Below are 21,625 nucleotides of genomic sequence, written 5' to 3'. Positions count from 1 at the left end.
CCCGAGCCGTAGCGGCTCGGGCTGTCGGAGAGGCGGGCGTCGGATGATCGCATCCATCCGCGGGGAAGTACTGGACATCGCGCTCGACCACGCAGTCCTCGAAGCGTCCGGGGTCGGATATCGAGTCAACGCGACACCCTCGACACTCGCGTCGTTGACTCGGGGATCCGAGTCCAGACTGCTGACGACCATGATCGTCCGCGAGGACTCGATGACCCTCTACGGGTTCTCGGACACCGAGTCACGGGACCTGTTCGTACTGTTGCTGACGGTGTCCGGTGTCGGGCCTCGTATCGCGATGGCCACCCTCGCCGTGCTCGATCCGGCGGCGTTGCGGACCGCCTTGGCGGACGGCAACGTCACTGCGTTGACGCGTGTACCCGGGATCGGAAAACGCGGTGCCGAACGGATGGTCGTCGAACTGCGGGACAAGGTCGACGCCATCGTCGGCGGAGGGGGAGCGTCCGCGACGCCGACCGCAGGCGCGAGCGGCGGCGCGGTGCACGATCAGATCGTCGAAGCCCTCACCGGACTCGGATTCGCGGTCAAACAAGCCGAAGACGCGACAGCATCCGTACTGGCCGCTCAGCCCGACGCGTCGACGTCGGCTGCGCTACGCTCCGCGCTCGCGTACCTGGGTAAGACGAGATGACCGACGACGCCGACCTCGAGGACTCACAGGTGACCGCGGAGGTCACCGCGGACGACGTCGACGTCGAGACCAGTCTGCGCCCGAAATCGCTGACGGACTTCATCGGTCAGCCGCGAGTGCGTGAGCAACTCCAACTCGTCCTGACCGGTGCGAAGCTTCGTGGCGGCACACCCGATCACATCCTGATGTCGGGCCCACCCGGGCTCGGCAAGACGTCGATGGCGATGATCATCGCCCAGGAACTGGGTACGTCGTTGCGACTGACGTCGGGGCCCGCGCTCGAACGGGCTGGTGATCTCGCCGCCATGCTCAGCAACCTCGTCGAGGGCGACGTGCTGTTCATCGACGAGATCCACCGCATCGCGCGCCCGGCCGAGGAGATGCTGTACCTCGCCATGGAGGACTTCCGTGTCGACGTGGTGGTGGGCAAAGGGCCGGGCGCCACTTCCATCCCTCTCGAAGTCGCGCCGTTCACCCTGGTCGGAGCCACCACCCGATCGGGCGCCCTCACCGGACCACTGAGGGATCGCTTCGGCTTCGTCGCGCACATGGACTTCTACGAACCCCAGGAACTGCAGCGGATACTCGTGCGCTCGGCAGGCATCCTCGGCGTGCCGATCGACGCGGCAGGATGCGCCGAGATCGCCGGACGCTCGCGCGGTACCCCACGTATCGCCAACCGCCTGCTTCGCCGAGTGCGCGACTACGCCGAGGTGCGCGGGGACGGAACCGTGACCAAACAGACGGCGCAGGAAGCGCTCGTCGTCTACGACGTCGACCAGTTGGGTCTGGACAGGCTGGACCGAGCGGTTCTCAGCGCGTTGATCCGGAGCTTCGGAGGCGGGCCCGTCGGCGTGTCGACACTCGCGGTCGCCGTCGGAGAGGAACCGTCGACGGTGGAAGAAGTGTGTGAGCCTTTTCTGGTACGCGCGGGCATGGTTGCACGGACTCCCCGTGGACGGGTGGCGACGGCAGCAGCGTGGCAGCATCTCGGTCTCGTGCCCCCACCGGACCTCGCCATCGGCGGTATTTCCGTGCGAACGAACGAAGCTCAGCAGGGATTATTCGAGTAATTGCCCGGCAAAGCTCAGGAGCCGGACAAGTCGGCAGTGAGGTAATGGCACACTGGACCCGACGCACGGCACTCCGAATGCGCGCGACGCGCTCGCTATCGGACGCCGACACGACAAGAACAACGACACCTCTTAGGACTGACGTAGAAGATGGAACTGCTATTTCCGCTGCTGATCGTGGCGCTGCTCGTACCGATGTTCCTCAACGTGCGCAAGCAGAAGAAGGTCCTCGCCGACACCCAGGCATTGCAGGACTCGCTGAAGGTCGGTGACGAGGTCGTGACGACCGCAGGCCTCTACGCCCGCGTCGCGCTGGTGGAAGAGGACACCGTCGACCTCGAGATCGCCGACGGCATCATCACCACCTGGTCCCGGGCAGTCGTCCGTGAGGTTCTCCCACCGGAGACCGACGACGAGTTCGACGATCGTTCAGGCGACGCGATCACCGCACCCGACGACCTGTCCGGTGTGGAAGGTGCAGGACCGTCGCTCGACAAGACCGTGTCGTCGCAGCCCTCCGCCGACGACACCGTCGAACAGAGCACGCGTCGCCTCGACAAGGAGTGACTTCGCGATGATCTCAGCCGCTGTCGGACACGGTCCGGCAGCGGTTTCGCGTGCAAGGGTCCAGGCGCCCGGTATGCCCTGAACCTCCCGCGAGTCACCTCTCGTCACCTCACCCTCAAACGCCAAGAGGAGAATCACACACCGTGGCACCTTCAAGCGGATCGGTGCATCCATCCCGCTATCTCGCCGTGTTCGGCGTCCTGATGGCCGTTGTGTACGCCTTGGTCTTCTTCACCGGAGACAAGTCCCCCGAGCCCAAGCTCGGTATCGACCTCGAAGGCGGTACCCGTGTCACGTTGACTGCGCGGACGCCGGACGGCAGCGCGCCGAGCCGTGAGAGCCTGATCCAGGCACAGCAGATCATCACCACTCGCGTAGACGGTCTCGGTGTCGCGGGCTCGGAGGTGCTCATCGACGGCGAGAACCTCGTCATCACCGTTCCCGGTGACGACAGCTCGCAGGCACGCACTCTCGGCCAGACCGCGCGGCTGTTCATCCGCCCGGTGATTCAAGCTGCACAGCCCGCGGCAGGCGCCCCCGCGGGAGGAACCGAGCAGGCCCCGGCAGGTGGAACACCCGCCGAGACGCCCGCTGCCGACACTCCTGCGCCGTCCGGAGATGCGGTGCCTCAGGGTCGCCCGTTCCCGGCACAGGATCCCAGCGCGGTCGATCCGACACCCGCGCCCACACCCGCCGACCCCGCCGAGGATCCTGCTGCGGAGGACCCGGCTGCGGACGAGCCCGCGGGCACCGAGGCCGAGCAGGCCGCCGACCAGATCGCCGAGGCGAAGGCGCTTCGTCAGAGCGAGGACCCTCAGGTCCAGCAGGCTGCCCTCGCGACGATCGACTGCAACGCTCCCGACCCGTTGCAGGGCAACGACGACCCGGCCTTGCCGTTGGTCGCATGCTCCACCGACGGTGCCGCCGTGTACGTCCTCGGGCCGAGCATCATCGACGGTCAGCAGATCTCCGATGCGACCTCCGGATTCAACTCCCAGCAGTCGCGTCACGAGGTCAGCCTGAGCTTCGATTCCGAAGGCAGCAACACGTGGGCGCAGTTCACCGGAGCCAACATCGGCAGCCAGGCTGCGTTCACGCTCGACTCCAAGGTCGTCAGCGCGCCGGTGATCCAGGGCGCGACGCCGGCCGGTAGCGCAACGTCCATCACCGGACAGTTCACCGCCCAAGGTGCATCGGACCTCGCGAACACCTTGAAGTACGGATCGCTTCCGCTGTCCTTCGCGTCGTCGGAAGCCGAGACCGTGTCCGCGACGCTGGGGCTGGCTTCGCTCGAAGCGGGTCTGCTCGCCGGAGCGATCGGCCTCGCGCTCGTGTTGGTCTACTGCCTCGTGTACTACCGTGCGCTCGGATTTCTCACCGCACTGTCGCTGGTGCTCGCGGGTGCGATGGTGTACGGAATTCTCGTTCTGCTCGGCAGATGGATCAACTTCACCCTCGACCTTGCCGGCATCGCCGGTCTGATCATCGGCATCGGCATGACGGCCGACTCGTTCGTCGTGTTCTTCGAGCGCATCAAGGACGAGATCAGGGAAGGCAGAAGCTTCCGATCCGCCGTTCCGCGAGGCTGGACGCGTGCACGCAAGACGATTCTGTCCGGTAACGCCGTGAGCTTCATCGCCGCCGCGGTGCTCTACGCCCTGGCCGTCGGTCAGGTGCAGGGCTTCGCGTTCACGCTCGGCCTCACCACGATCCTCGACGTCATGGTGGTCGTCCTGGTCACCTGGCCGCTGGTCTACCTCGCGTCGAAGTCCAAGTTCTGGTCCAAGCCCGGCGTGAACGGGCTCGGCGCCGTCGCGCAGATCGCGCAGGAACGCAAGCGCGCCGCCGCACGTGCCATGGCAAGCAAATCCGCATCCGATGCTGCGACGAAGGGGGCCTGAGATGTCCGATTCATCCGAGAACACCGAGGGCACCGGGTCGGTCCTGCTGCAGGACTCCGGCGTCGATCAGAGCGCGCAACCCGCGCGTGGTTGGCTGTCGAGGCTGTACACGGGAATGGGCGCGTTCGAGGTCGTCGGTAGGCGCCGGTTCTACTACATCCTCACCGCGGCGATCGTCCTGGTGTGCCTGCTCAGCATGGTCTTCCGTGGGTTCACCCTCGGAATCGACTTCGAAGGCGGAACCAAGATTCAGGTTCCCGCCGACGGCGGTGTCACCTCCGAGCAGGTGGAGACGGTGTTCACCGACGCTCTCGGGTTCGGCCCCGAAGCAGTGCAGACCGTCGGCTCCGGCGCGGCTGCCACGGTGCAGGTGCGTTCCGAGGCACTCGACGCAGGACAGGTCGACCAGGTGCGTCTTGCACTGTTCGACGCCTTCCAGCCGGTGGACAGCACTGGAACGGCGAGCCCCAACGCCATCAGCTTCTCCGACGTCAGCGAGACGTGGGGTGGGCAGATCACGCAGAAGGCACTGATTGCGCTCGTCGTGTTCCTGGTCATCGTCAGTATCTACATCGCGATCCGATACGAGAGGGACATGGCGATAGCAGCACTCGCCGCACTGTTCTTCGACCTGCTGGTCACCGCCGGTGTGTATTCGCTCGTCGGGTTCGAGGTCACGCCCGCGACGGTCATCGGCCTCCTCACCATCCTCGGGTTCTCGCTGTACGACTCCGTCGTGGTCTTCGACAAGGTCGAGGAGAACACGCGCGGAATCCTTCACCTGGGCCGGAAGACCTACGCCGAGCAGGCCAACCTGGCCGTCAACCAGACCCTGATGCGGTCGATCAACACCACCGTCATCGGCGTTCTGCCGGTGTTGGCGCTGATGATCGTCGCCGTCTGGCTGCTCGGTGTCGGCACACTCAAGGACCTCGCGCTCGTCCAGCTCGTCGGCATGATCGTCGGCGCGTACTCGTCGATCTTCTTCGCGACGCCGTTGCTGGTGTCCATCAAGGAGAAGTGGGGTCCCGTCGCGGCCCACACCAAGAAGGTGTTGGGCAAGCGTGCCGAGGCCGCGAAGCGCGTAGGGTCGGACACTCCGGTCGTAGCAGGGTCGGGCACAGTCCCCGACGCGCCGGTGACCCCTCGGGTGGGCTCGCGGCCTACCGGAAAGCGTGCCAAGAAGAGGCGTTGATGAACGTGCGAGTCCAGAGGTCGCGGACGACGGCAGCGGTGGCGGTCGTCGCCGTCACAGCAGGCGCTCTCGCAGGGTGCTCGACGGCAGAGGACCAGATCCCGTCCATCGGATACGCCGTCGACACGGTATTGACCACGTACAACGCCAATACGGTCGACGGCGCCGCATCGGCGGCCCGGCAGGCGTTCCCTCGGGTCCAGACCGGCTTCGGCTACGTCGGACCCGAAGGCGAAGCGCTCTCGGACAACGACGTGGGCGGGGTGTCGGTCGTACCGGCCGACGTCCTCACGGTGTCGTACACGATCGCGCCGCAGGCGACGTACTCCGACGGCGTCCCGATGACGTGCGACGACCTGGTGCTGACATGGGCAGCGAACAGTGGGCGCTTCGTGGCGGGGGAGAACGACCTGCCCCTGTTCGACGCTGCGTCGAGCGCGGGATACCGAGACATCGAACGAGTCGACTGCATCCCGGGAAGCAAGGACGCCACGGTCGTCTACCGTGCGGGTCGGAACTACGACGGCTGGCGGTCCTTGTTCGGCGCAACCGATCTTCTGCCCTCCCATGTGGCAGCTCGCGTCGCCGGGGTCCCCAATGTCGTCGACCCGATCCTGTCCGGCGACCTCGCGGCCGTCGGGAGGATCGCCGAGTTCTGGAACACGGGCTGGAATCTCGTTCCAGGACAGATCGACACGTCCCTGCTGCCGTCCAACGGGCCCTACCGCGTCGACTCCTACACCCAGGAGGACGGCCTCGTACTCGTCGCCAACGAGTCGTGGTGGGGGGTTCCGCCCGAGACCGACCGCATCGTCGTATGGCCGAAGGGAACCGACGTCGCCGCACGCGCAACCGAGGGCGACCTCGAGGTCGTCGATCACGGTGCAGGCGGCGACATCCCATCGGACGGCTTCGAGCGCACCGACTTTCCGTCCCACGGCGTGGAGCAATTGACGTTCGCGACCAGCGGTTCGCTCGCGGCGTCCGCTGCGCGCCGCGCAATCGCAGCGTGTGTGCCGCGGGAGCAACTGTTCGACGGCGTCGGCCACCCCGGATACGACGAGTCCGCAGGCATCGGCTCGGCCGTCGTCGATTCCCGACTCGTCCGTCCGAGCGCGCTGCTCTACGGACCGGTGGCCGCCACCGCGGACGGCCGTTACCGGCAAGCGGACGTCGCGGCGTCGACGACCGAGCGAAACAACGCCGATCTGGACAGCCTCACCGTTCGAGTCGGCTACCTCGCACCCGATCCACGGCGCGCACGGATCGTCGCCGACATCGCGGCCGCATGCGCGCCCGCCGGGATCACCGTCACCGACGCAGGGTCTCCGGACTTCTCGCCGAGTGCACTACGCACGGGGGCGGTCGACGCCGTTCTCGGAGCCACTGCGTCGGCCTCGGGACCGTCGGGAGCGGTGTCCGAGGAAGCGGCGCGCTACAGCGTGCACAGCGGGAACGGCAGCAACGTCGGTGGATTCACCAACGGCAGAATCGATGCGATCGTCGACGAGCTGGCGACGGCGCCGTCGGATGGGACCGTGCTGTCTCTCGCGACCGAAGGGGAACGGATCCTCTGGAACGAGATGCCCTCGCTTCCACTGTTCAACCAGCCTCGAACGTTGGCCGTGGCGGACGGTATGACCAACGTCGTCGTGAATCCGACGGTGGCGGGTGCAGGGTGGAACATGGATCGTTGGATACTGCTCAGGTGAACAGAGTTTCCGAAGAGAGAGCGTCGATCGCGTCGGACCACATCGACCGACTCACCCGATGGGCCGACGATTTCCCGGTCGACGGGGTGCGGTTCGCCGATCTGACGCCGGTGTTCGCAGATCCAGACGGTCTGAAGTCCGTGGTAGCGGCACTGGCCGAGGCCGGTTCGGGAGCCGACCTCGTTGCGGGAATCGATGCGCGCGGCTTCTTGCTGGGCGCGGGTGTCGCGTTGGAACTCGGCACCGGCATTCTCGCGGTCCGCAAGGCAGGCAAGCTCCCGCCACCCGTGGTGGCGCAGAGCTACGAACTGGAATACGGGTCGGCGGAACTCGAGATCCCGGCCGACGTCGACATCTCGGGCCGGAAGGTCCTGATCGTCGACGACGTCCTCGCCACCGGTGGCACGATCGCGGCCACCGCAGAGTTGTTGCGGGCCTGCGGCGCCGAGGTCGTCGGTGCTGCGGTCGCGCTCGAGATCGCGGTCCTCGAGGGTCGAGGCAAGTGCGAGGGCTACCCGCTTGTCTGCCTTCGGCAGGTCTGAGGACTAAAGTTGGTGAACACTGCTGTTGTCGAAGATCCGTAACCGAGGTCGGTGTCGGTCGACCGAGGGGCCATGAGCCAAGCGAACGAGAGCAGACCACGCGGCAGGAGGCGAACATTGTGACCCGTTACCTCGACCAACCCTTGCCGGATCGACCTGCGTCCGAATCGGAATCGGGAAAGGCGGCTACTGCGGACACTCCGCAGGCGACACCGGACTCCGCTCCGCTGGTCGTCGGAAAGGGCTCGGCACCCGCCGTCCCGACGTCCGCGTCCCGACGCGTCCGCGCCCGCTTGGCCAGGCGCATCACGGCCGGCCGCAACGCCGCGGTCAAGCCTGTCCTCGAACCGCTGGTGAGTCTGCACCGTGAGCTTTATCCGAAAGCGGATCTCGCGTTGCTTCAACGGGCATACGACGTCGCGGACGAGCGCCACGCCACCCAGATGCGCAAGTCCGGGGACCCGTACATCACGCACCCGTTGGCGGTGGCGAACATTCTCGCCGAACTGGGCATGGACACCACGACGCTGGTCGCGGCTCTCCTGCACGACACCGTCGAGGACACCGGCTACTCGCTGAAACAACTCACCGACGAGTTCGGTGAGGAAGTAGCGCACCTCGTCGACGGGGTGACCAAGCTCGACAAGGTGGTTCTCGGCACCGCGGCCGAGGGCGAGACCATCCGCAAGATGATCATCGCAATGGCCCGCGATCCTCGCGTTCTGGTCATCAAGGTGGCCGACCGCCTGCACAACATGCGCACCATGCGCTTCCTGCCGCCAGAGAAACAAGCACGAAAGGCGAAAGAAACCCTCGAGGTCATCGCGCCACTCGCACACCGTCTCGGCATGGCGACGGTCAAGTGGGAACTCGAAGATCTCGCATTCGCGATTCTGCACCCCAAGAAGTACGACGAGATCGTTCGACTCGTCGCCGATCGTGCACCCTCCCGCGACACGTACCTCGAAAAAGTGCGCGCCGAGATCAACGCGTCGCTATCGGCCTCCCGCATCAGTGCGGCCGTCGAAGGACGACCCAAGCACTACTGGTCGATCTATCAGAAGATGATCGTCAAGGGTCGCGACTTCGACGACATCCACGATCTGGTGGGCGTACGCATTCTGTGCGACGAGATCCGCGACTGTTACGCCGCCGTGGGCGTCGTGCACTCGCTGTGGCAGCCGATGGCCGGCCGGTTCAAGGACTACATCGCGCAGCCTCGCTACGGCGTCTACCAGTCGCTGCACACCACGGTCGTCGGCCCCGAAGGCAAGCCGCTCGAGGTGCAGATCCGCACGAGAGACATGCATCGCACGGCCGAGTTCGGCATCGCCGCGCACTGGCGGTACAAGGAGACGCGCGGCAAACACGGCAACGACAACGCCGAGGTCGACGACATGGCGTGGATGCGCCAATTGCTCGACTGGCAGCGGGAGGCAGCGGATCCGGGCGAATTTCTGGAATCGTTGCGCTACGACCTGGCCGTCAAGGAGATCTTCGTCTTCACACCGAAAGGTGACGTCGTCACGCTGCCCGCGGGGTCGTGTCCCGTCGACTTCGCGTACGCCGTGCACACCGAGGTGGGTCACCGCTGTATCGGAGCCCGCGTCAACGGTCGACTGGTGGCGCTCGAACGCACGCTCGAGAACGGCGAGGTCGTCGAGGTGTTCACCTCGAAGGCCGTCACCGCCGGGCCGAGCCGCGATTGGCAAGGCTTCGTCGTCTCGCCCCGCGCGAAGACGAAGATCCGCCAGTGGTTCGCCAAGGAGCGCCGCGAAGAAGCACTCGAAGCGGGCAAGGACGCCATCGCGAAAGAAGTGCGCCGCGGCGGACTACCGCTGCAACGGTTGATGAACGCCGAGTCGATGTCCACGATCGCGCACGAACTGCGCTACGTCGACGTCTCGGCGCTGTACACCGCAGTAGGCGAGAGTCACGTGTCCGCGCAGCACGTGGTGCAGCGGTTGGTTGCTCACCTGGGCGGCGTCGGAGACGTGGAAGAGGAACTGGCGGAGCGGTCCACACCGTCCACCATCCCGACTCGTCCGCGTCAGGTCGGTGACGCCGGTGTGCTGGTGTCCGGCACCGAAGGGATCGTCGCGAAGCTGGCCAAGTGCTGCACCCCGGTGCCGGGCGACGAAATCCTCGGGTTCGTCACCCGCGGCGGGTCGGTCAGTGTCCACCGAACCGACTGCACCAACGCGAAATCGCTGGGCGAGCAGTCGGAACGGTTCATCGACGTCGAATGGGCCCCGTCGGCATCCTCGGTGTTCCTCGTCGCGATTCAGATCGAGGCGCTGGATCGGCATCGCCTGCTCTCGGACGTCACCAAGGCACTCGCGGACGAGAAGGTCAACATTCTGTCCGCGTCCGTGGCCACATCGGGGGACCGGGTGGCGATCAGCAAGTTCACCTTCGAGATGGGCGACCCGAAGCACCTGGGCCACGTCCTGAACGTCGTGCGCAACGTCGAAGGGGTGTACGACGTCTATCGCCTGACGTCGGCTGCCTGACCCCCACGTGAGTGGAAATGTAGGTCAGGACCTACATTTCCACTCACGGTCACTGAGCGGCGACGACCGACTCGACGGTGACCGCCGCGTTGGGTGGTCCGTCGTTGCCCGGTGTGGAGACTCCGGCCGCTGCCACCGCGTCCAGCGTCGCCAGTCCGGCGTCGTCGATGGTTCCGAAGACGGTGTACTGCGGAGGAAGGACGGAATCCTCGTAGACCAGGAAGAACTGGCTGCCGTTGGTATCGGGTCCTGCGTTCGCCATGGCGACGGTGCCGCGGGGGTAGACGACCGGGCTGGACAGCGCCGCGTCGCCGGCCGGGAACGCCGTCGTCGGGTACTCGTTGGCGAACTCGTAACCGGGGCCACGGTTTCCCTGTCCGGACGGATCACCGCACTGCAGGACCTGTAGCCCTTCGGTGGTGGTCAGCCGGTGACAGACGGTGTCGTCGAAGTACCCCTGCGTGGCAAGTGACGTGAAACTGTTGACGGTGCAGGGCGCTTCGGCGCGGTCGAGCGACAGGCCGATGGGGCCCTGGCTCGTCGTCACCGCAACGTCGACCAGCCCGACAGTGGACACTCCGTACTGCTGCGGCGCGGTGTTCTCGCGAATCGCGGGCGTCGCCTCCGGGTACTCGCAGGTGGTGCTCGACACCTCCTGCGCAGGAACCGGGGGGAGGACTCCGAACAGGCTCAGATCCAGCGGCGGCTGAGTGGTCGGGGCCGCGGCACTGGTCGTGGCCGACGCGGACTCGGTCGTCGCTGCGGTACCGGAGTTGTCCGACGAGCAACCTGCCACGAGGAGAACGGACGCGCCCGACGCGGCGAGCACCGCTAACGTGCGCTTCACAGGTCGCTCACGACACTGGTGATGTCCACCGGAAGTGCAGGCTTGCCGTCCGCGGCTCCACCTTCGACGCCCGCCGCAGCGACCTTGTCCAGTGTCTGCAGACCGGTCTCGTCGATGGTGCCGAACACCGTGTAGGCGGGCGGCAGCGTGGAGTCGCCGTAGACGAGGAAGAACTGGCTGCCGTTCGTGCCGGGTCCCGCGTTGGCCATCGCGATCGTTCCGCGTGGGTAACTGATCGGCTCGTCGGCGGCCGGGTCGCCTTCGGCGTACTGATCGGCCGGGAACTCGTCGGCGAACTGGTAGCCCGGTCCGCCCATGCCGGTGCCTGCGGGATCGCCACATTGCAGAACCTGCAAACCAGCGCCTGTGGTGAGTCGGTGGCACTGCGTGCCGTCGAAGTAGCCCTGGTTGGCGAGAGAGACGAAACTGTTCACCGTGCACGGTGACTGCGGATTGTTCAGCGTCAGGCCGATGTTGCCCTGCGTCGTCTCCATGCTGTAGCTGAGTGCTTCGTCACTCGTCGGCACGCCGTCGGTGCGCGGAGGAGTGTTCTCCTTCGCGGCGGGCTGTGCGGCCGCGGGGTAGCTGCAGTCGACGGTCTCGGGGAGCGGCTCGGCGCGGCCGTCGGCGATCAGTGTGTCGCCGTTGGGCGTCGACGACGCCGTCGTCTCGGGCTCGTCTCCGCCGCGAGTGAGGGCGAACACGACGGCAACCGCACCGACCACGACCACCACACCCAGCACCGATCCGGCGATGGTCAGCTGTTTACGCTTCTTCGCTCGTTCGGCTCGGCGTTCGAGTTGTCGCTCGAGCTTTCTCTTCGCTGCCTCGCGCCGCTGCTCGTTGCTGGGCAATTGCGTGTCCTCCCGCTTGTGTCGTCCGCCGGCTCGGCCTACGTCTCTTCCCGCCGGTCGGCGAGCCGAAACCGACCGTGAGTGAGTGTGCCATTACATCCTGAGAAGTTTCCGACTGGCATGGCGGCGTCGTTCCGGGGGCGGACTGCGCACACGCAGGTGGACACGGTCCAACTAGGGTGGAACGGACCTTGGCGTACGAAAACTAGGAGCGGCAGCTGTGCTCGTCACCGGATTCCCGGCGGGAATGTTTCAGACGAACTGTTACGTGCTCGCCCAGGAGGGCTCGTCGGACTGCGTCGTGGTGGATCCCGGGCAGGATGCGACGGAACCGCTCCTGCGGTTTCTGGGCGAATCCGGGCTCACTCCCGAAGCGGTGTTGCTCACCCACGGTCACCTCGACCACACCTGGTCCGTGGAACCGGTGTGCGAGAAGTTCGGTATTCCTGCCTACATCCACGACGAGGACAGGTTCATGCTGTCCGATCCACTGCGTGGCACCGGCCCGACCCTCGCCGCTCTGCTCGGCGACGCGGAGTTCCACGAGCCCGAACGTGTGGTCGACCTGAACGGTGGGACCTCTCTCGAACTGGCAGGCATCGAGTTCGGTGTGCTTCACACGCCCGGCCACACGCAGGGGTCGGTCGTGTTCACCATCGACGTCGAGACACCGGACGGCACACTGGCGATCGCGTTGACCGGCGACACGCTGTTCGCGGGGTCCATCGGGAGAACCGATCTTCCCGGAGGTGACCACGAACAGTTGCTTCGCTCGATCGCGACGACGCTGCTGCCGCTCGACGACGCCACCGTGGTGCTGCCGGGACACGGCGGGCAGAGCACCATCGGCCAGGAACGCGCCTCCAATCCCTTTCTCGTTGGACTCGCAGGCCCCGAACAAGGAAAACTGTGACCGTGAGCAAGCCGAGTACCTTTTCTGCGCCCAAGGGCATTCCCGACTACGTCCCCCCGAATTCCTCGGAGTTCGTCGCCGTCCGTGAGGGGTTGCTGACCGCGGCTCGCAACGCCGGGTACGGGCACATCGAACTGCCCATTTTCGAGGACACCGGGCTGTTCGCACGCGGTGTCGGCGAGTCGACGGACGTCGTGAGCAAGGAGATGTACACCTTCGCCGATCGGGGCGACAGATCCGTCACCCTGCGTCCGGAGGGAACTGCAGGCGTCATGCGCGCCGTCATCGAGCACGGCCTCGACCGGGGAGCTCTCCCGGTGAAACTTGCCTACGCAGGGCCGTTCTTCCGCTACGAACGCCCGCAGGCGGGACGCTATCGACAGTTGCAGCAAGTCGGGGTCGAAGCCATCGGAATGGATGATCCTGCGCTGGACGCCGAGGTCGTCGCCGTGGCGGACAACGGTTTTCGGTCGCTCGGTCTGACGGACTTCAGGTTGGAGATCACGTCGCTGGGGGACGACACCTGCCGCCCGCAGTATCGAGAATTGTTGCAGGAGTTCCTCTTCGGCCTTCCGCTCGACGAGGCCACCCGCACGCGCGCTCGGATCAACCCGCTTCGAGTCCTCGACGACAAACGTCCGGAAGTGCGCGAGATGACGGCGGACGCCCCGCTGATGCTCGACCACCTGTCCGACACTGCGCGGGCGCACTTCGACGAGGTGCTCGCACACCTCGACGCGTTGAAGGTTCCGTACGTCGTGAACCCGCGGATGGTCCGCGGACTCGACTACTACACGAAGACGACGTTCGAGTTCGTCCACGACGGACTGGGCGCGCAATCCGGAATCGGCGGCGGTGGCCGATACGACGGGTTGATGGCGCAACTGGGTGGCCAGGAACTGTCCGGCATCGGATTCGGGCTCGGCGTCGACCGAACCATGCTTGCCCTCGCAGCCGAGGGGAAGTCGGCCGGATCTCCCGCGCGCTGCGCCGTGTTCGGCGTTCCGCTGGGATCGGACGCGAAAGCGCGCATCGTGGCTATCGCAGGCGAACTGCGCGGCAAGGGAATCAGCGTCGATCTCGCCTACGGCAATCGTGGTGTCAAGGGCGCCATGAAAGCCGCCGATCGTTCCGGCGCACAGTTCGCCTTGGTTCTCGGCGACAAAGAGCTGGCCGACGGTAACGTCGTGGTCAAGGAATTGTCGACCGGGGCGCAGCACGACGTGGCACTGTCCGAGATCGTGTCGCACCTGGAGGCTCGACTTGGCCGGTGACGAGCGCGTCGACCTGGATCTGATACCTACCGAGCTGATCGTTCCCCGGCTCAGGAAGGTCGCGATCGGTGCGCTGGTGTTCGGTGTCCTCGTCGCCGTGATCACCTCGTTCTTTCTGCCTACCACCGTTGCGGTCGTCCTCGGCGTCGTCGTCGGAATACCGGCTGCGGCGTCGGCGTGGGTGGGCATCCGACGTCGAACATGGCTCGACGGCAACATCGTTCACGCTCGCGGCGGGGTGCGTACTCGCGCTCTGTCGGTGCCGAACTTGGTGTCGGCGGAGCTGCAGGTCAGAACGGCGCGGATAGATCAGATCTCGCTGCGCCTGTACGACGGCAACGTGAAACTGACTCTCGCGTTGGCGCTCTACACGAACGGCGGGGGCCGTGAGCTCCCCATTCTGTCGCTCCGCAAGCTCGCCGACGCATTGTGGACGAGCGAACTGGTGCCGGCTGCAGCGATCGCCTCGCTTCTCGTCGACCAGTTGAAAGCGGAAGCCCGCGACGCCGGGCTGGGGGAGCGGCCGCTCTATCGAGCGGCGGAGCTCGTCAAGGCGGCGGGCAGAACCCCTCTCGCCACCCTGACCGACCGTGAGGTCGCCGAGCTGGGCAACTAGCGGCTACGTGACCAGGAACGCATCGAGGACGACAGATTCTGCGGAGCGGGTGCCCGACGTGACGACCAGGGCGCGGTTCAGGTAGGTGAATTGCGGTACCGCCGTGGAGATTTCGAGAGTGCCACGGAAGTAGTAGGTCGCGGGGTCGACTTCTTCGGTTCCGGCGAGCGACTCGATGACCTCGGCCGGGCCGAACTGAAAACCGCGGAACGACAACGCGAGGTGACCGCCCTCGGCGAGCTCGAGAGTGATGTCAGCGGCGAACTCGGTGCGGCCGTCGACGCGCGTCACTCCGGCAAGGGACGTCGAAACAGCAACCGTCCCTTCGATGTCCGGTCCTGGAGCGGCGCCGCCGAGGATGGGCGTCACCACTCGTTCGCCGTCGGGTACCGAGCCGACGGTGATGGGGCTTCCCAGGCTGAGTCCGAGGCGGAGGATGGGTTCGAGTGTGGGAACGATCGGTGCGGTCACGCCTCCACCGTAGCGGCAGGCCCGATGCTGCCGTCCGCGTGACACTCGTTCTCGGCGGCGCCGACCCGCTTGACACCGATGTAGAACACATGTTCGACTGTGTGCATGCGATGGGCGGGACAGACACTCGGCGCCGCGGACGACGGCGCACTGCCCGGTCTCGAGCGTGCCGGCCTGGTTCGCAGCGTGCAGACGCCCGAATTCGAGGGCATCACGTTCCACGAGGTGCTGTGCAAGAGTGCGCTCAACAAGATCGACGGTGATTCGCTTCCGTTTTCGTGGACGGTCAATCCTGCGCGCGGGTGTTCCCACGCGTGCACGTACTGCTTCGCCAGGCCCACCCACGAGTACCTCGACCTCGACGCCGGCAGCGATTTCGATTCGCAGATCGTCGTGAAGACGAACATTGCCGCGGTGCTTCGCAGAGAACTCGCGCGCAAATCGTGGAAGAGGGAGCCGGTTGCATTGGGCACCAACACCGACCCCTACCAGCGCGCCGAGGGGCGATATCGGCTGATGCCCGGCATCATCGGCGCACTCGTGGAATCCGGCACGCCGTTCTCGATCCTGACGAAGGGAACGCTGCTGCGGCGGGATCTGCCTTTGCTCGCCCTTGCCTCTCGCCAGGTCGACGTGCACATCAACATCAGTCTCGCCATTTTCGACGCCGGCTTGCAGAAGCAGATCGAGCCGGGCACGCCGAGCCCCAAGGCTCGTCTCGACCTGATCAGAGCAGTCCGCGACGCAGGGTTGCCGTGTGGTGTCCTGGTGGCACCGGTGATTCCGTTCCTCACCGACGGGGCACGGCAGCTCGAGTCCCTCGTCGAAGCGCTCGCCGACGCAGGAGCGACCTCGGTGTCCGCGATGCCGATGCACCTGAGGTCGTCGACGAAGGACTGGTTCATGTCGTGGTTGGCGGAACATCACCCAGCGTTGGTTCGTCGCTACCGTCAGCTGTACGGGCACGGCGCATACGTGACACCCGAGTACAAGGCGTGGCTGCGAGGACGTATCGATCCCATGTTGGAGCGCCACGGATTCGATGTCGGCGACGCACGTTCCATGCCCAAGAACGTTCCCGTCGAACCGGATTCGCCCGCGTCGGAGGCGCGCGACCCGGCGCTCACCCTGTTCTGAGAACGCTCGTGTCTCGGGCTGTCACCGTGTGAGGGCGGCCGGACTGTTCAGGTCGCGGGCGGAGAACGTGTCGCAGGCACCGACCTGCCCGGTCCTGTACCCCGCCACGAACCACGCCTGACGCTGCTCCGAGGACCCATGGGTCCAGCCCTCCGGGTTCACCCGACCGCTCGACGCTTGCTGGATCCGGTCGTCACCGACCGACGACGCTGCCGACAGCGCATCGCGAACATCGGTGTCGGTGAGAGGTTCCAGGAAGGGTTGGCCGGTGTTCGGGTCAGGGATCAGCGCGGCGTGATGTGCCCAGATACCGGCGTAGCAGTCGGCCTGCAGCTCCACCCGAACCGCACCGGATTCGGCGCCCTGCGGATCGGCCTGTGCTCGTCCGATGTCGCCCAACTGATTCTGGATGTGATGGCCGACCTCGTGGGCGACGACGTATTCCTGCGCCAGCGGGCCACCGCTGGATCCGAACCGGTCGACGAGGACCTGGAAGAAGCTGGTGTCGAAGTACGCCGTCGAGTCGGCGGGGCAGTAGAACGGTCCGACCGCACTGGTCGCATTGCCGCAGCCGGTGTTGATCGAGCCGCTGAACAGTCGTACTGCGGGCTCGACGTAGTCCACTCCGGTCTGGGTGCCGAGCTCGGACTGCCAGACATCGTCGAGGCTCCCGATCGTCCCGACGATGCGGCAGTCGACGTCACTGTTGGCGTCAGCCCCTGTCTGGCACTTGTCGAGCGAACCGTCGGTCCCGGCGGATTGCGACGAACTGTCCGTTCCGTCGGTCAGCTGCCCCAGGATCGATCCCGGGTCTCCGCCGAACAGCAGCGCCAGCACCAGAATCACCAGACCGCCCGCACCTCCTCCGAGCGCGATCTTGCCGCCTCGGCCACCGCCACCGGAGGACACACGCTTCGAGTCGAGTCGAGCGCCTTCTCTGAACGTCATGCCTCGTCATCCTTCCAGGAAGAACGTCCCCCCGGGCGAGTTGCACGGCCCGATCCGACGTTTGTCGAACTGCAGCTTCCCATGCCTGAAGCGGTATCGCGTTTCCTGTCCGGACGTCGTCTCCGTAGGATCGGTGACCGACGAACACGCTTTGTTCCATTTTTGTGAAAGGACACCAGTGCTGCGCACCCACCTCGCCGGCTCACTTCGAGCCGAGCACGTCGACCGAACTGTCACCCTGACGGGGTGGGTTGCGCGTCGCCGCGATCATGGCGGTGTCATCTTCATCGACCTTCGTGACGCATCGGGCGTCGCCCAGGTCGTGTTTCGCGAGGGCGATGTGGCCGAGAAGGCGCACCGCCTGCGCGCCGAGTACGTCGTGAAGGTCACCGGCAAGGTCGAGGGTCGCCCCGAAGGCAACCAGAACTACGAAATCCCCACCGGTGCGGTCGAGGTCGATGCCACCGACATCGAGGTTCTGTCGGAAAGCGCGCCGCTTCCTTTCCAGCTCGACGATCAGCCGGGTGAGGAAGCGAGGCTGAAGTACCGCTACCTGGACCTGCGTCGAGAAGGACCCGGCCACGCAATCCGGCTGCGATCGCAGGTCAATGCTGCGGCGCGTGGTGTCCTGGCGCATCACGAGTTCGTCGAAGTGGAGACACCGACGCTGACGCGGTCGACGCCCGAAGGCGCCCGCGACTTCCTGGTCCCTGCACGCCTTCAGCCCGGTAGTTTCTACGCGTTGCCGCAGAGCCCGCAGCTGTTCAAGCAGCTGCTGATGGTCGGCGGTATCGAGCGGTACTACCAGATCGCCCGCTGCTACCGCGACGAGGACTTCCGCGCCGACCGCCAGCCGGAGTTCACTCAGCTCGACGTCGAGATGAGCTTCGTCACCCAGGACGACGTCATTCTGCTCGCCGAGGAGATCCTCGCCGCGCTGTGGAAGCTCGTCGGACACGACATCACGTCGCCCATTGCGCGCATCACGTATGCCGACGCGATGCGTCGCTACGGTTCGGACAAGCCCGACCTGCGGTTCGACATCGAACTGGTCGAATGCGCGGACTTCTTCTCCGCCACGGAGTTCCGCGTGTTCCAGGCGCCGTACGTCGGCGCCGTCGTCATGCCGGGCGGGGCGTCGCAGCCGCGCAAGCAGTTGGACAAGTGGCAGGAGTTCGCGAAGCAGCGCGGGCACAAGGGTCTGGCCTACGTTCTGGTCGGCGAGGACGGGACTCTGGGCGGACCGGTCGCGAAGAACCTCACGGACGAAGAACGGGACGGAATTGCCGCCCATGTAGGCGCGAAGCCCGGTGACGCGATCTTCTTCTCCGCCGGCGCCGTCAAGTCCTCGCGAGCTCTCCTCGGCGCTGTCCGAGGCGAAATCGCGCGCAAGCTCGACCTCATCGATCCGAAGGCATGGGCGTTCGTGTGGGTCGTCGACGCACCGCTCTTCGAGCCGACGTCCGACGCCACCGCGAGCGGCGACGTCGCGGTCGGCTCGGGTGCCTGGACCGCGGTTCACCATGCATTCACATCGCCGAAGCCGGAATCCATCGATACCTTCGACACCGATCCGGGCTCGGCCCTGGCGTACGCGTACGACATCGTGTGCAACGGAAACGAGATCGGCGGCGGAAGTATTCGTATCCACCGCAAGGACATTCAGGAACGAGTGTTCGCGATCATGGGCATCGGCCACGAGGAAGCGCAGGAGAAGTTCGGCTTCCTGCTCGACGCGTTCAGCTACGGCGCGCCTCCGCACGGCGGAATCGCGTTCGGGTGGGACCGCATCACCGCGCTCCTGGCAGGCGTCGACTCCATTCGCGAGGTCATCGCCTTCCCGAAGTCCGGCGGTGGCGTGGACCCGTTGACGGATGCCCCGGCACCGATTACCCCGTTGCAGCGCAAGGAATCCGGCATCGATGCCAAGCCGGAGGAGATTGCACAGGAGAAGAAGGACGACACTACGGACGCGCCTTCCGCGGAATAGAAGCCCACCGCAGCAGAAACCCCTGCAGCCGCCGGAGCTGCGGGGGTTTTCTGTTCGAAGGCCTACGCCGGCGAGACAGCTCCCGCGGACAGGACGCGGTACGCGTAGGTCACCGCGATCACGCTCGTGGGAACGGTGAACAGAAGCCCCAGCCCACAGGGCACTGCTCCGACGATGTTGATTCCGGCCACCGCAAGGTACAGCAGGACGAGCTTGCCCGGGCTGACACCGAGCAACCTGATGTTGGCGGTCAACGCGGTCACCGCCGATGCACCACGGTCGATAATGAAATGCGGACCGAACCAGATCAGGATCCCGAGAAGCAGACTGATCGACAGGGATGCCAGGGTGGGCAGCGACGGGGCCACGGCACTGATCAACGAGACGACGACTCCGAACAGGGTCAGCTGCACCAGGTTGGGCAGACGCCAGAACTCGCCGAAGCCGGGCCTCGCACCGTCCAATTCCAGCAACGCACCCCGGATGAGCAGGGCCCCGGCGAAGAATCCGATGACGCCGGCCACGAACGTGATCACGAGCAGGCCGACCGAGAATCCTCCGTCGGCGGTCGGAGCGAACATCGTGTTCTCGTACTCGGTCGAGCTCGAGATACTGGCGATGATGATGGCGAACAACACGACGTAGCCCAGGACGGTCACCGCCGCGAAGACCCCCATGAAGCCGAGCCACACGCCGATATTGGCACCGAACTTCTTCCAGCCGTAGCTCAGAGCCGCGCCGACACCCAGCGACGTCGGTGGCGTGTAGTGCGGGTGCGAGAAGGGCGGCGATGCGTAGGGCCCTTGCGCGTACGGCGGTGGAGATTGGGACCCGTCCCAGGGTTGTGTCGACGGGTACGTGGGATAGCCACCGCCGGACGGTCCGTAGTCAGGCTGTTGGCCGTACGCGGGCGGCGGCCCGTAACCCGGTTGCGACTGGTTGTATCGAGGCTGGCCTGGATACGTGGGCTGGCCCTGATACGGGGGCTCCCCTGGGTACTGGGGCTGCCCTGGATACGGGGTCTGTCCTGGGTACTGGGGCTGGCCTGGATACGGGGGCGGTGTGGGATTTCCGGGCTGCTGAGGGTAGCCGCCGAGGCCCTGCTGCCGAGGGTCGTACGGTTGCTGGGTGTACCCCTCTTGCGGGTTCTGATCCTGCGGTGCGCCCTGCTCTGGATCCGGGGCGCCGCCCCCGGTGTTGCTCGTACCGCCGCCGTCGTGGTCGTTCAACATCTCCCTCTCGCCGGAATCTTCCTGTCTGTCGTCGCCTGGACCGGCCCGTGTTCGGACGGTGGACCCAGGCGACGACAGAACAATACGGCGAGTGACCGACGATTTCGATACCGAGCAGTCTGATGCTCGAAATCGCGCCGGGATCTAGACCGCAGCCGTGCGGGACACGATGCGATACGCGTAGGTCGACGCGATGGCGGAGATCGGGATGGTCACGAGCAACCCGAGGAAGCACGGGATGGCTCCGAGGATGTTGATCCCGATGATGGCGAGGGCCAAGAGGAACAGTTGTCCTGCGTTCGAGGAGATCGCTCGGAAACTGGACTTGATGGCGGCGACGGCGTCCTCGTTGCGGTCGATGACGAATTGCAGTGTCCACCACGACAGGAAGGTCAGAACGAGACCCGGGATGACGAGCAGGACGAACCCGACCAGAACCATGATGGCGACGAGAACACTGGCGATGATGATCGAGGCGACGTTGGCGAACTGGAAGAAGGACCCGATGGCGGGCTTGTTGCCGTCGACCTCGTGCAGAGCGCCACGGATGAACGCGGCATTGATGATGTACCCCACGATCGCCGAGACGACGGTGCCGATGATCGACCAGATGCCGAACAACGCGGACACGTCACCCGAATTCCCCGAGCGACCGAAAACGAGGTTCAAGATCACCTGAACGACTGCGGCGATGACGACGATGCCGATCCAGACGCCTGCATTGTCCTTGAACTTGTTCCAGCCGAACGAGAGCGCATCACCGACGTTCAGCGTGGGCGGCAGGCCGACGCCGTGTCCGCCGTAACCCTGGCCGCCGTAACCCGGGGATGGCGGATAGTTGCCGGGCGGTGGTGGGTAGTTGCCGGGCGGCGGGGGATAGCTGCCCGGAGGTGGCGGGTAGTTTCCGGGCGGTGGTGGGTAGGCGCCGGACGGGGGCGGATAGTTTCCGGGCGGCGGGGGATAACTACCCGGAGGCGGTGGGTAATTGCCCGGAGGCGGTGGGTAATTGCCCGGAGGCGGTGGGTAATTGCCCGGAGGCGTGTTACTGCCCGGGTGACCGGACTGCTCGGGATCGTTGTCCTTGCCGTCCTGGGGTCCGTTCGGTGGGTTCTCGCTCACGATGTCTCCTCATCAGTGGTCGATCGATTGTGCCGCACCGATCCGCGTCTGCGGACCGAACCGGCAGGT

The 21,625-nt window shown here is 65.8% G+C and carries 19 protein-coding genes; 13 read left to right on the top strand and 6 right to left on the bottom strand.

Annotation, left to right across the window (positions count from 1 at the left end):
- Window positions 1-43: 43 nt before the first annotated feature.
- The 8 genes from ruvA (at window position 44) to BH95_RS05700 (ending at window position 10,155) form a co-directional block, all read left to right on the top strand.
- On the top strand, window positions 44-652 hold the full coding sequence (ruvA, locus tag BH95_RS05735; protein WP_019663993.1) for a Holliday junction branch migration protein RuvA: 609 nt from the start codon (window positions 44-46) through the stop codon (window positions 650-652).
- On the top strand, window positions 649-1,725 hold the full coding sequence (gene ruvB, locus BH95_RS05730; protein WP_019663992.1) for a Holliday junction branch migration DNA helicase RuvB: 1,077 nt from the start codon (window positions 649-651) through the stop codon (window positions 1,723-1,725). Before ruvA ends, ruvB begins: the two co-directional genes overlap by 4 nt.
- 150 nt (window positions 1,726-1,875) lie before the next feature.
- The gene (yajC, locus tag BH95_RS05725; protein WP_019663991.1) at window positions 1,876-2,292 is read left to right on the top strand and encodes a preprotein translocase subunit YajC; all 417 of its coding nucleotides are present in this window, start codon (window positions 1,876-1,878) and stop codon (window positions 2,290-2,292) included.
- A gap of 143 nt (window positions 2,293-2,435) precedes the next feature.
- Window positions 2,436-4,193, top strand: coding sequence for a protein translocase subunit SecD (gene secD, locus BH95_RS05720; protein ID WP_026347585.1), 1,758 nt, complete (start codon window positions 2,436-2,438; stop codon window positions 4,191-4,193).
- Between the two features lies 1 nt (window position 4,194).
- Window positions 4,195-5,388, top strand: coding sequence for a protein translocase subunit SecF (gene secF, locus BH95_RS05715; RefSeq protein ID WP_037181347.1), 1,194 nt, complete (start codon window positions 4,195-4,197; stop codon window positions 5,386-5,388).
- Window positions 5,388-7,100 (top strand): ABC transporter substrate-binding protein, encoded by a 1,713-nt coding sequence (locus BH95_RS05710; protein WP_037181345.1) that lies wholly within the window; start codon window positions 5,388-5,390, stop codon window positions 7,098-7,100. Before secF ends, BH95_RS05710 begins: the two co-directional genes overlap by 1 nt.
- On the top strand, window positions 7,097-7,642 hold the full coding sequence (locus tag BH95_RS05705; protein ID WP_019663987.1) for an adenine phosphoribosyltransferase: 546 nt from the start codon (window positions 7,097-7,099) through the stop codon (window positions 7,640-7,642). Before BH95_RS05710 ends, BH95_RS05705 begins: the two co-directional genes overlap by 4 nt.
- A 143-nt stretch (window positions 7,643-7,785) precedes the next feature.
- Complete coding sequence (locus BH95_RS05700) at window positions 7,786-10,155, top strand: RelA/SpoT family protein (protein WP_026347584.1); 2,370 nt, start codon at window positions 7,786-7,788, stop codon at window positions 10,153-10,155.
- A 49-nt stretch (window positions 10,156-10,204) separates the two neighbouring features.
- Here the strand turns inward: BH95_RS05700 and BH95_RS05695 are convergent, their stop codons facing one another.
- Entirely contained in the window at window positions 10,205-11,002 is a 798-nt protein-coding gene (locus tag BH95_RS05695) for a peptidylprolyl isomerase (protein WP_027498532.1), read from the bottom strand.
- Window positions 10,999-11,856, bottom strand: coding sequence for a peptidylprolyl isomerase (locus tag BH95_RS05690; RefSeq protein ID WP_037142384.1), 858 nt, complete (start codon window positions 11,854-11,856; stop codon window positions 10,999-11,001). Before BH95_RS05690 ends, BH95_RS05695 begins: the two co-directional genes overlap by 4 nt.
- A 220-nt stretch (window positions 11,857-12,076) precedes the next feature.
- On the opposite strand from BH95_RS05690, the gene BH95_RS05685 reads away from it, so the two are divergent.
- The 3 genes from BH95_RS05685 to BH95_RS05675 are packed head-to-tail and all read left to right on the top strand — an operon-like array spanning window position 12,077 to window position 14,659.
- Window positions 12,077-12,769 carry an MBL fold metallo-hydrolase gene (locus tag BH95_RS05685; protein WP_019666418.1) on the top strand — a complete coding sequence of 231 codons (693 nt, stop codon included), beginning with the start codon at window positions 12,077-12,079 and terminating at the stop codon, window positions 12,767-12,769.
- Between the two features lie 2 nt (window positions 12,770-12,771).
- Window positions 12,772-14,043 carry a histidine--tRNA ligase gene (gene hisS / locus BH95_RS05680; protein WP_037181905.1) on the top strand — a complete coding sequence of 424 codons (1,272 nt, stop codon included), beginning with the start codon at window positions 12,772-12,774 and terminating at the stop codon, window positions 14,041-14,043.
- Window positions 14,033-14,659, top strand: coding sequence for a hypothetical protein (locus tag BH95_RS05675; protein WP_019666416.1), 627 nt, complete (start codon window positions 14,033-14,035; stop codon window positions 14,657-14,659). Before hisS ends, BH95_RS05675 begins: the two co-directional genes overlap by 11 nt.
- Window positions 14,660-14,662: 3 nt before the next feature.
- Here the strand turns inward: BH95_RS05675 and BH95_RS05670 are convergent, their stop codons facing one another.
- A complete protein-coding gene (locus BH95_RS05670) occupies window positions 14,663-15,130 on the bottom strand; it encodes a DUF3237 family protein (protein WP_037181342.1) in 468 nt (155 codons plus the stop codon).
- A 105-nt stretch (window positions 15,131-15,235) separates the two neighbouring features.
- Here BH95_RS05670 and BH95_RS05665 point away from each other — a divergent pair, with 105 nt between their 5' ends.
- Window positions 15,236-16,267: an Rv2578c family radical SAM protein gene (locus BH95_RS05665; RefSeq protein WP_037181339.1), complete on the top strand. Its 1,032-nt coding sequence runs from the start codon at window positions 15,236-15,238 to the stop codon at window positions 16,265-16,267.
- A gap of 21 nt (window positions 16,268-16,288) precedes the next feature.
- Here BH95_RS05665 and ypfJ read toward each other — a convergent pair whose 3' ends face one another.
- A complete protein-coding gene (gene ypfJ / locus BH95_RS05660; protein WP_037142376.1) occupies window positions 16,289-17,215 on the bottom strand; it encodes a KPN_02809 family neutral zinc metallopeptidase in 927 nt (308 codons plus the stop codon).
- 178 nt (window positions 17,216-17,393) lie between these two features.
- On the opposite strand from ypfJ, the gene aspS reads away from it, so the two are divergent.
- Entirely contained in the window at window positions 17,394-19,205 is a 1,812-nt protein-coding gene (gene aspS, locus BH95_RS05655) for an aspartate--tRNA ligase (protein ID WP_037181337.1), read from the top strand.
- A 62-nt stretch (window positions 19,206-19,267) separates the two neighbouring features.
- Here aspS and BH95_RS28705 read toward each other — a convergent pair whose 3' ends face one another.
- Window positions 19,268-20,437: a hypothetical protein gene (locus tag BH95_RS28705; protein ID WP_157773039.1), complete on the bottom strand. Its 1,170-nt coding sequence runs from the start codon at window positions 20,435-20,437 to the stop codon at window positions 19,268-19,270.
- Window positions 20,438-20,581: 144 nt separating this feature from the next.
- Window positions 20,582-21,556, bottom strand: coding sequence for a membrane protein (locus BH95_RS05645; protein ID WP_037181334.1), 975 nt, complete (start codon window positions 21,554-21,556; stop codon window positions 20,582-20,584).
- Between the last annotated feature and the right edge of the window lie 69 nt (window positions 21,557-21,625).

It is taken from the genome of Rhodococcoides fascians A44A (genome assembly GCF_000760735.1).
GTDB classification, from domain to species: domain Bacteria; phylum Actinomycetota; class Actinomycetes; order Mycobacteriales; family Mycobacteriaceae; genus Rhodococcoides; species Rhodococcoides fascians_E.
Note: the sequence above shows the minus strand (reverse complement) of the source record. Positions and strands in the feature narration are given on the sequence as shown.

Excerpts from the sequence above, each read along its gene's own strand:
- ruvA (WP_019663993.1), top strand. The coding sequence starts at position 44 with ATGATCGCATCCATCCGCGGGGAAGTACTGGACATCGCGCTCGACCAC.
- ruvB (WP_019663992.1), top strand. The coding sequence starts at position 649 with ATGACCGACGACGCCGACCTCGAGGACTCACAGGTGACCGCGGAGGTC.
- yajC (WP_019663991.1), top strand. The coding sequence starts at position 1,876 with ATGGAACTGCTATTTCCGCTGCTGATCGTGGCGCTGCTCGTACCGATG.
- secF (WP_037181347.1), top strand. The coding sequence starts at position 4,195 with ATGTCCGATTCATCCGAGAACACCGAGGGCACCGGGTCGGTCCTGCTG.
- BH95_RS05710 (WP_037181345.1), top strand. The coding sequence starts at position 5,388 with ATGAACGTGCGAGTCCAGAGGTCGCGGACGACGGCAGCGGTGGCGGTC.
- BH95_RS05665 (WP_037181339.1), top strand. The coding sequence starts at position 15,236 with ATGCGATGGGCGGGACAGACACTCGGCGCCGCGGACGACGGCGCACTG.
- ypfJ (WP_037142376.1), bottom strand. The coding sequence starts at position 17,215 with ATGACGTTCAGAGAAGGCGCTCGACTCGACTCGAAGCGTGTGTCCTCC.
- BH95_RS28705 (WP_157773039.1), bottom strand. The coding sequence starts at position 20,437 with ATGTTGAACGACCACGACGGCGGCGGTACGAGCAACACCGGGGGCGGC.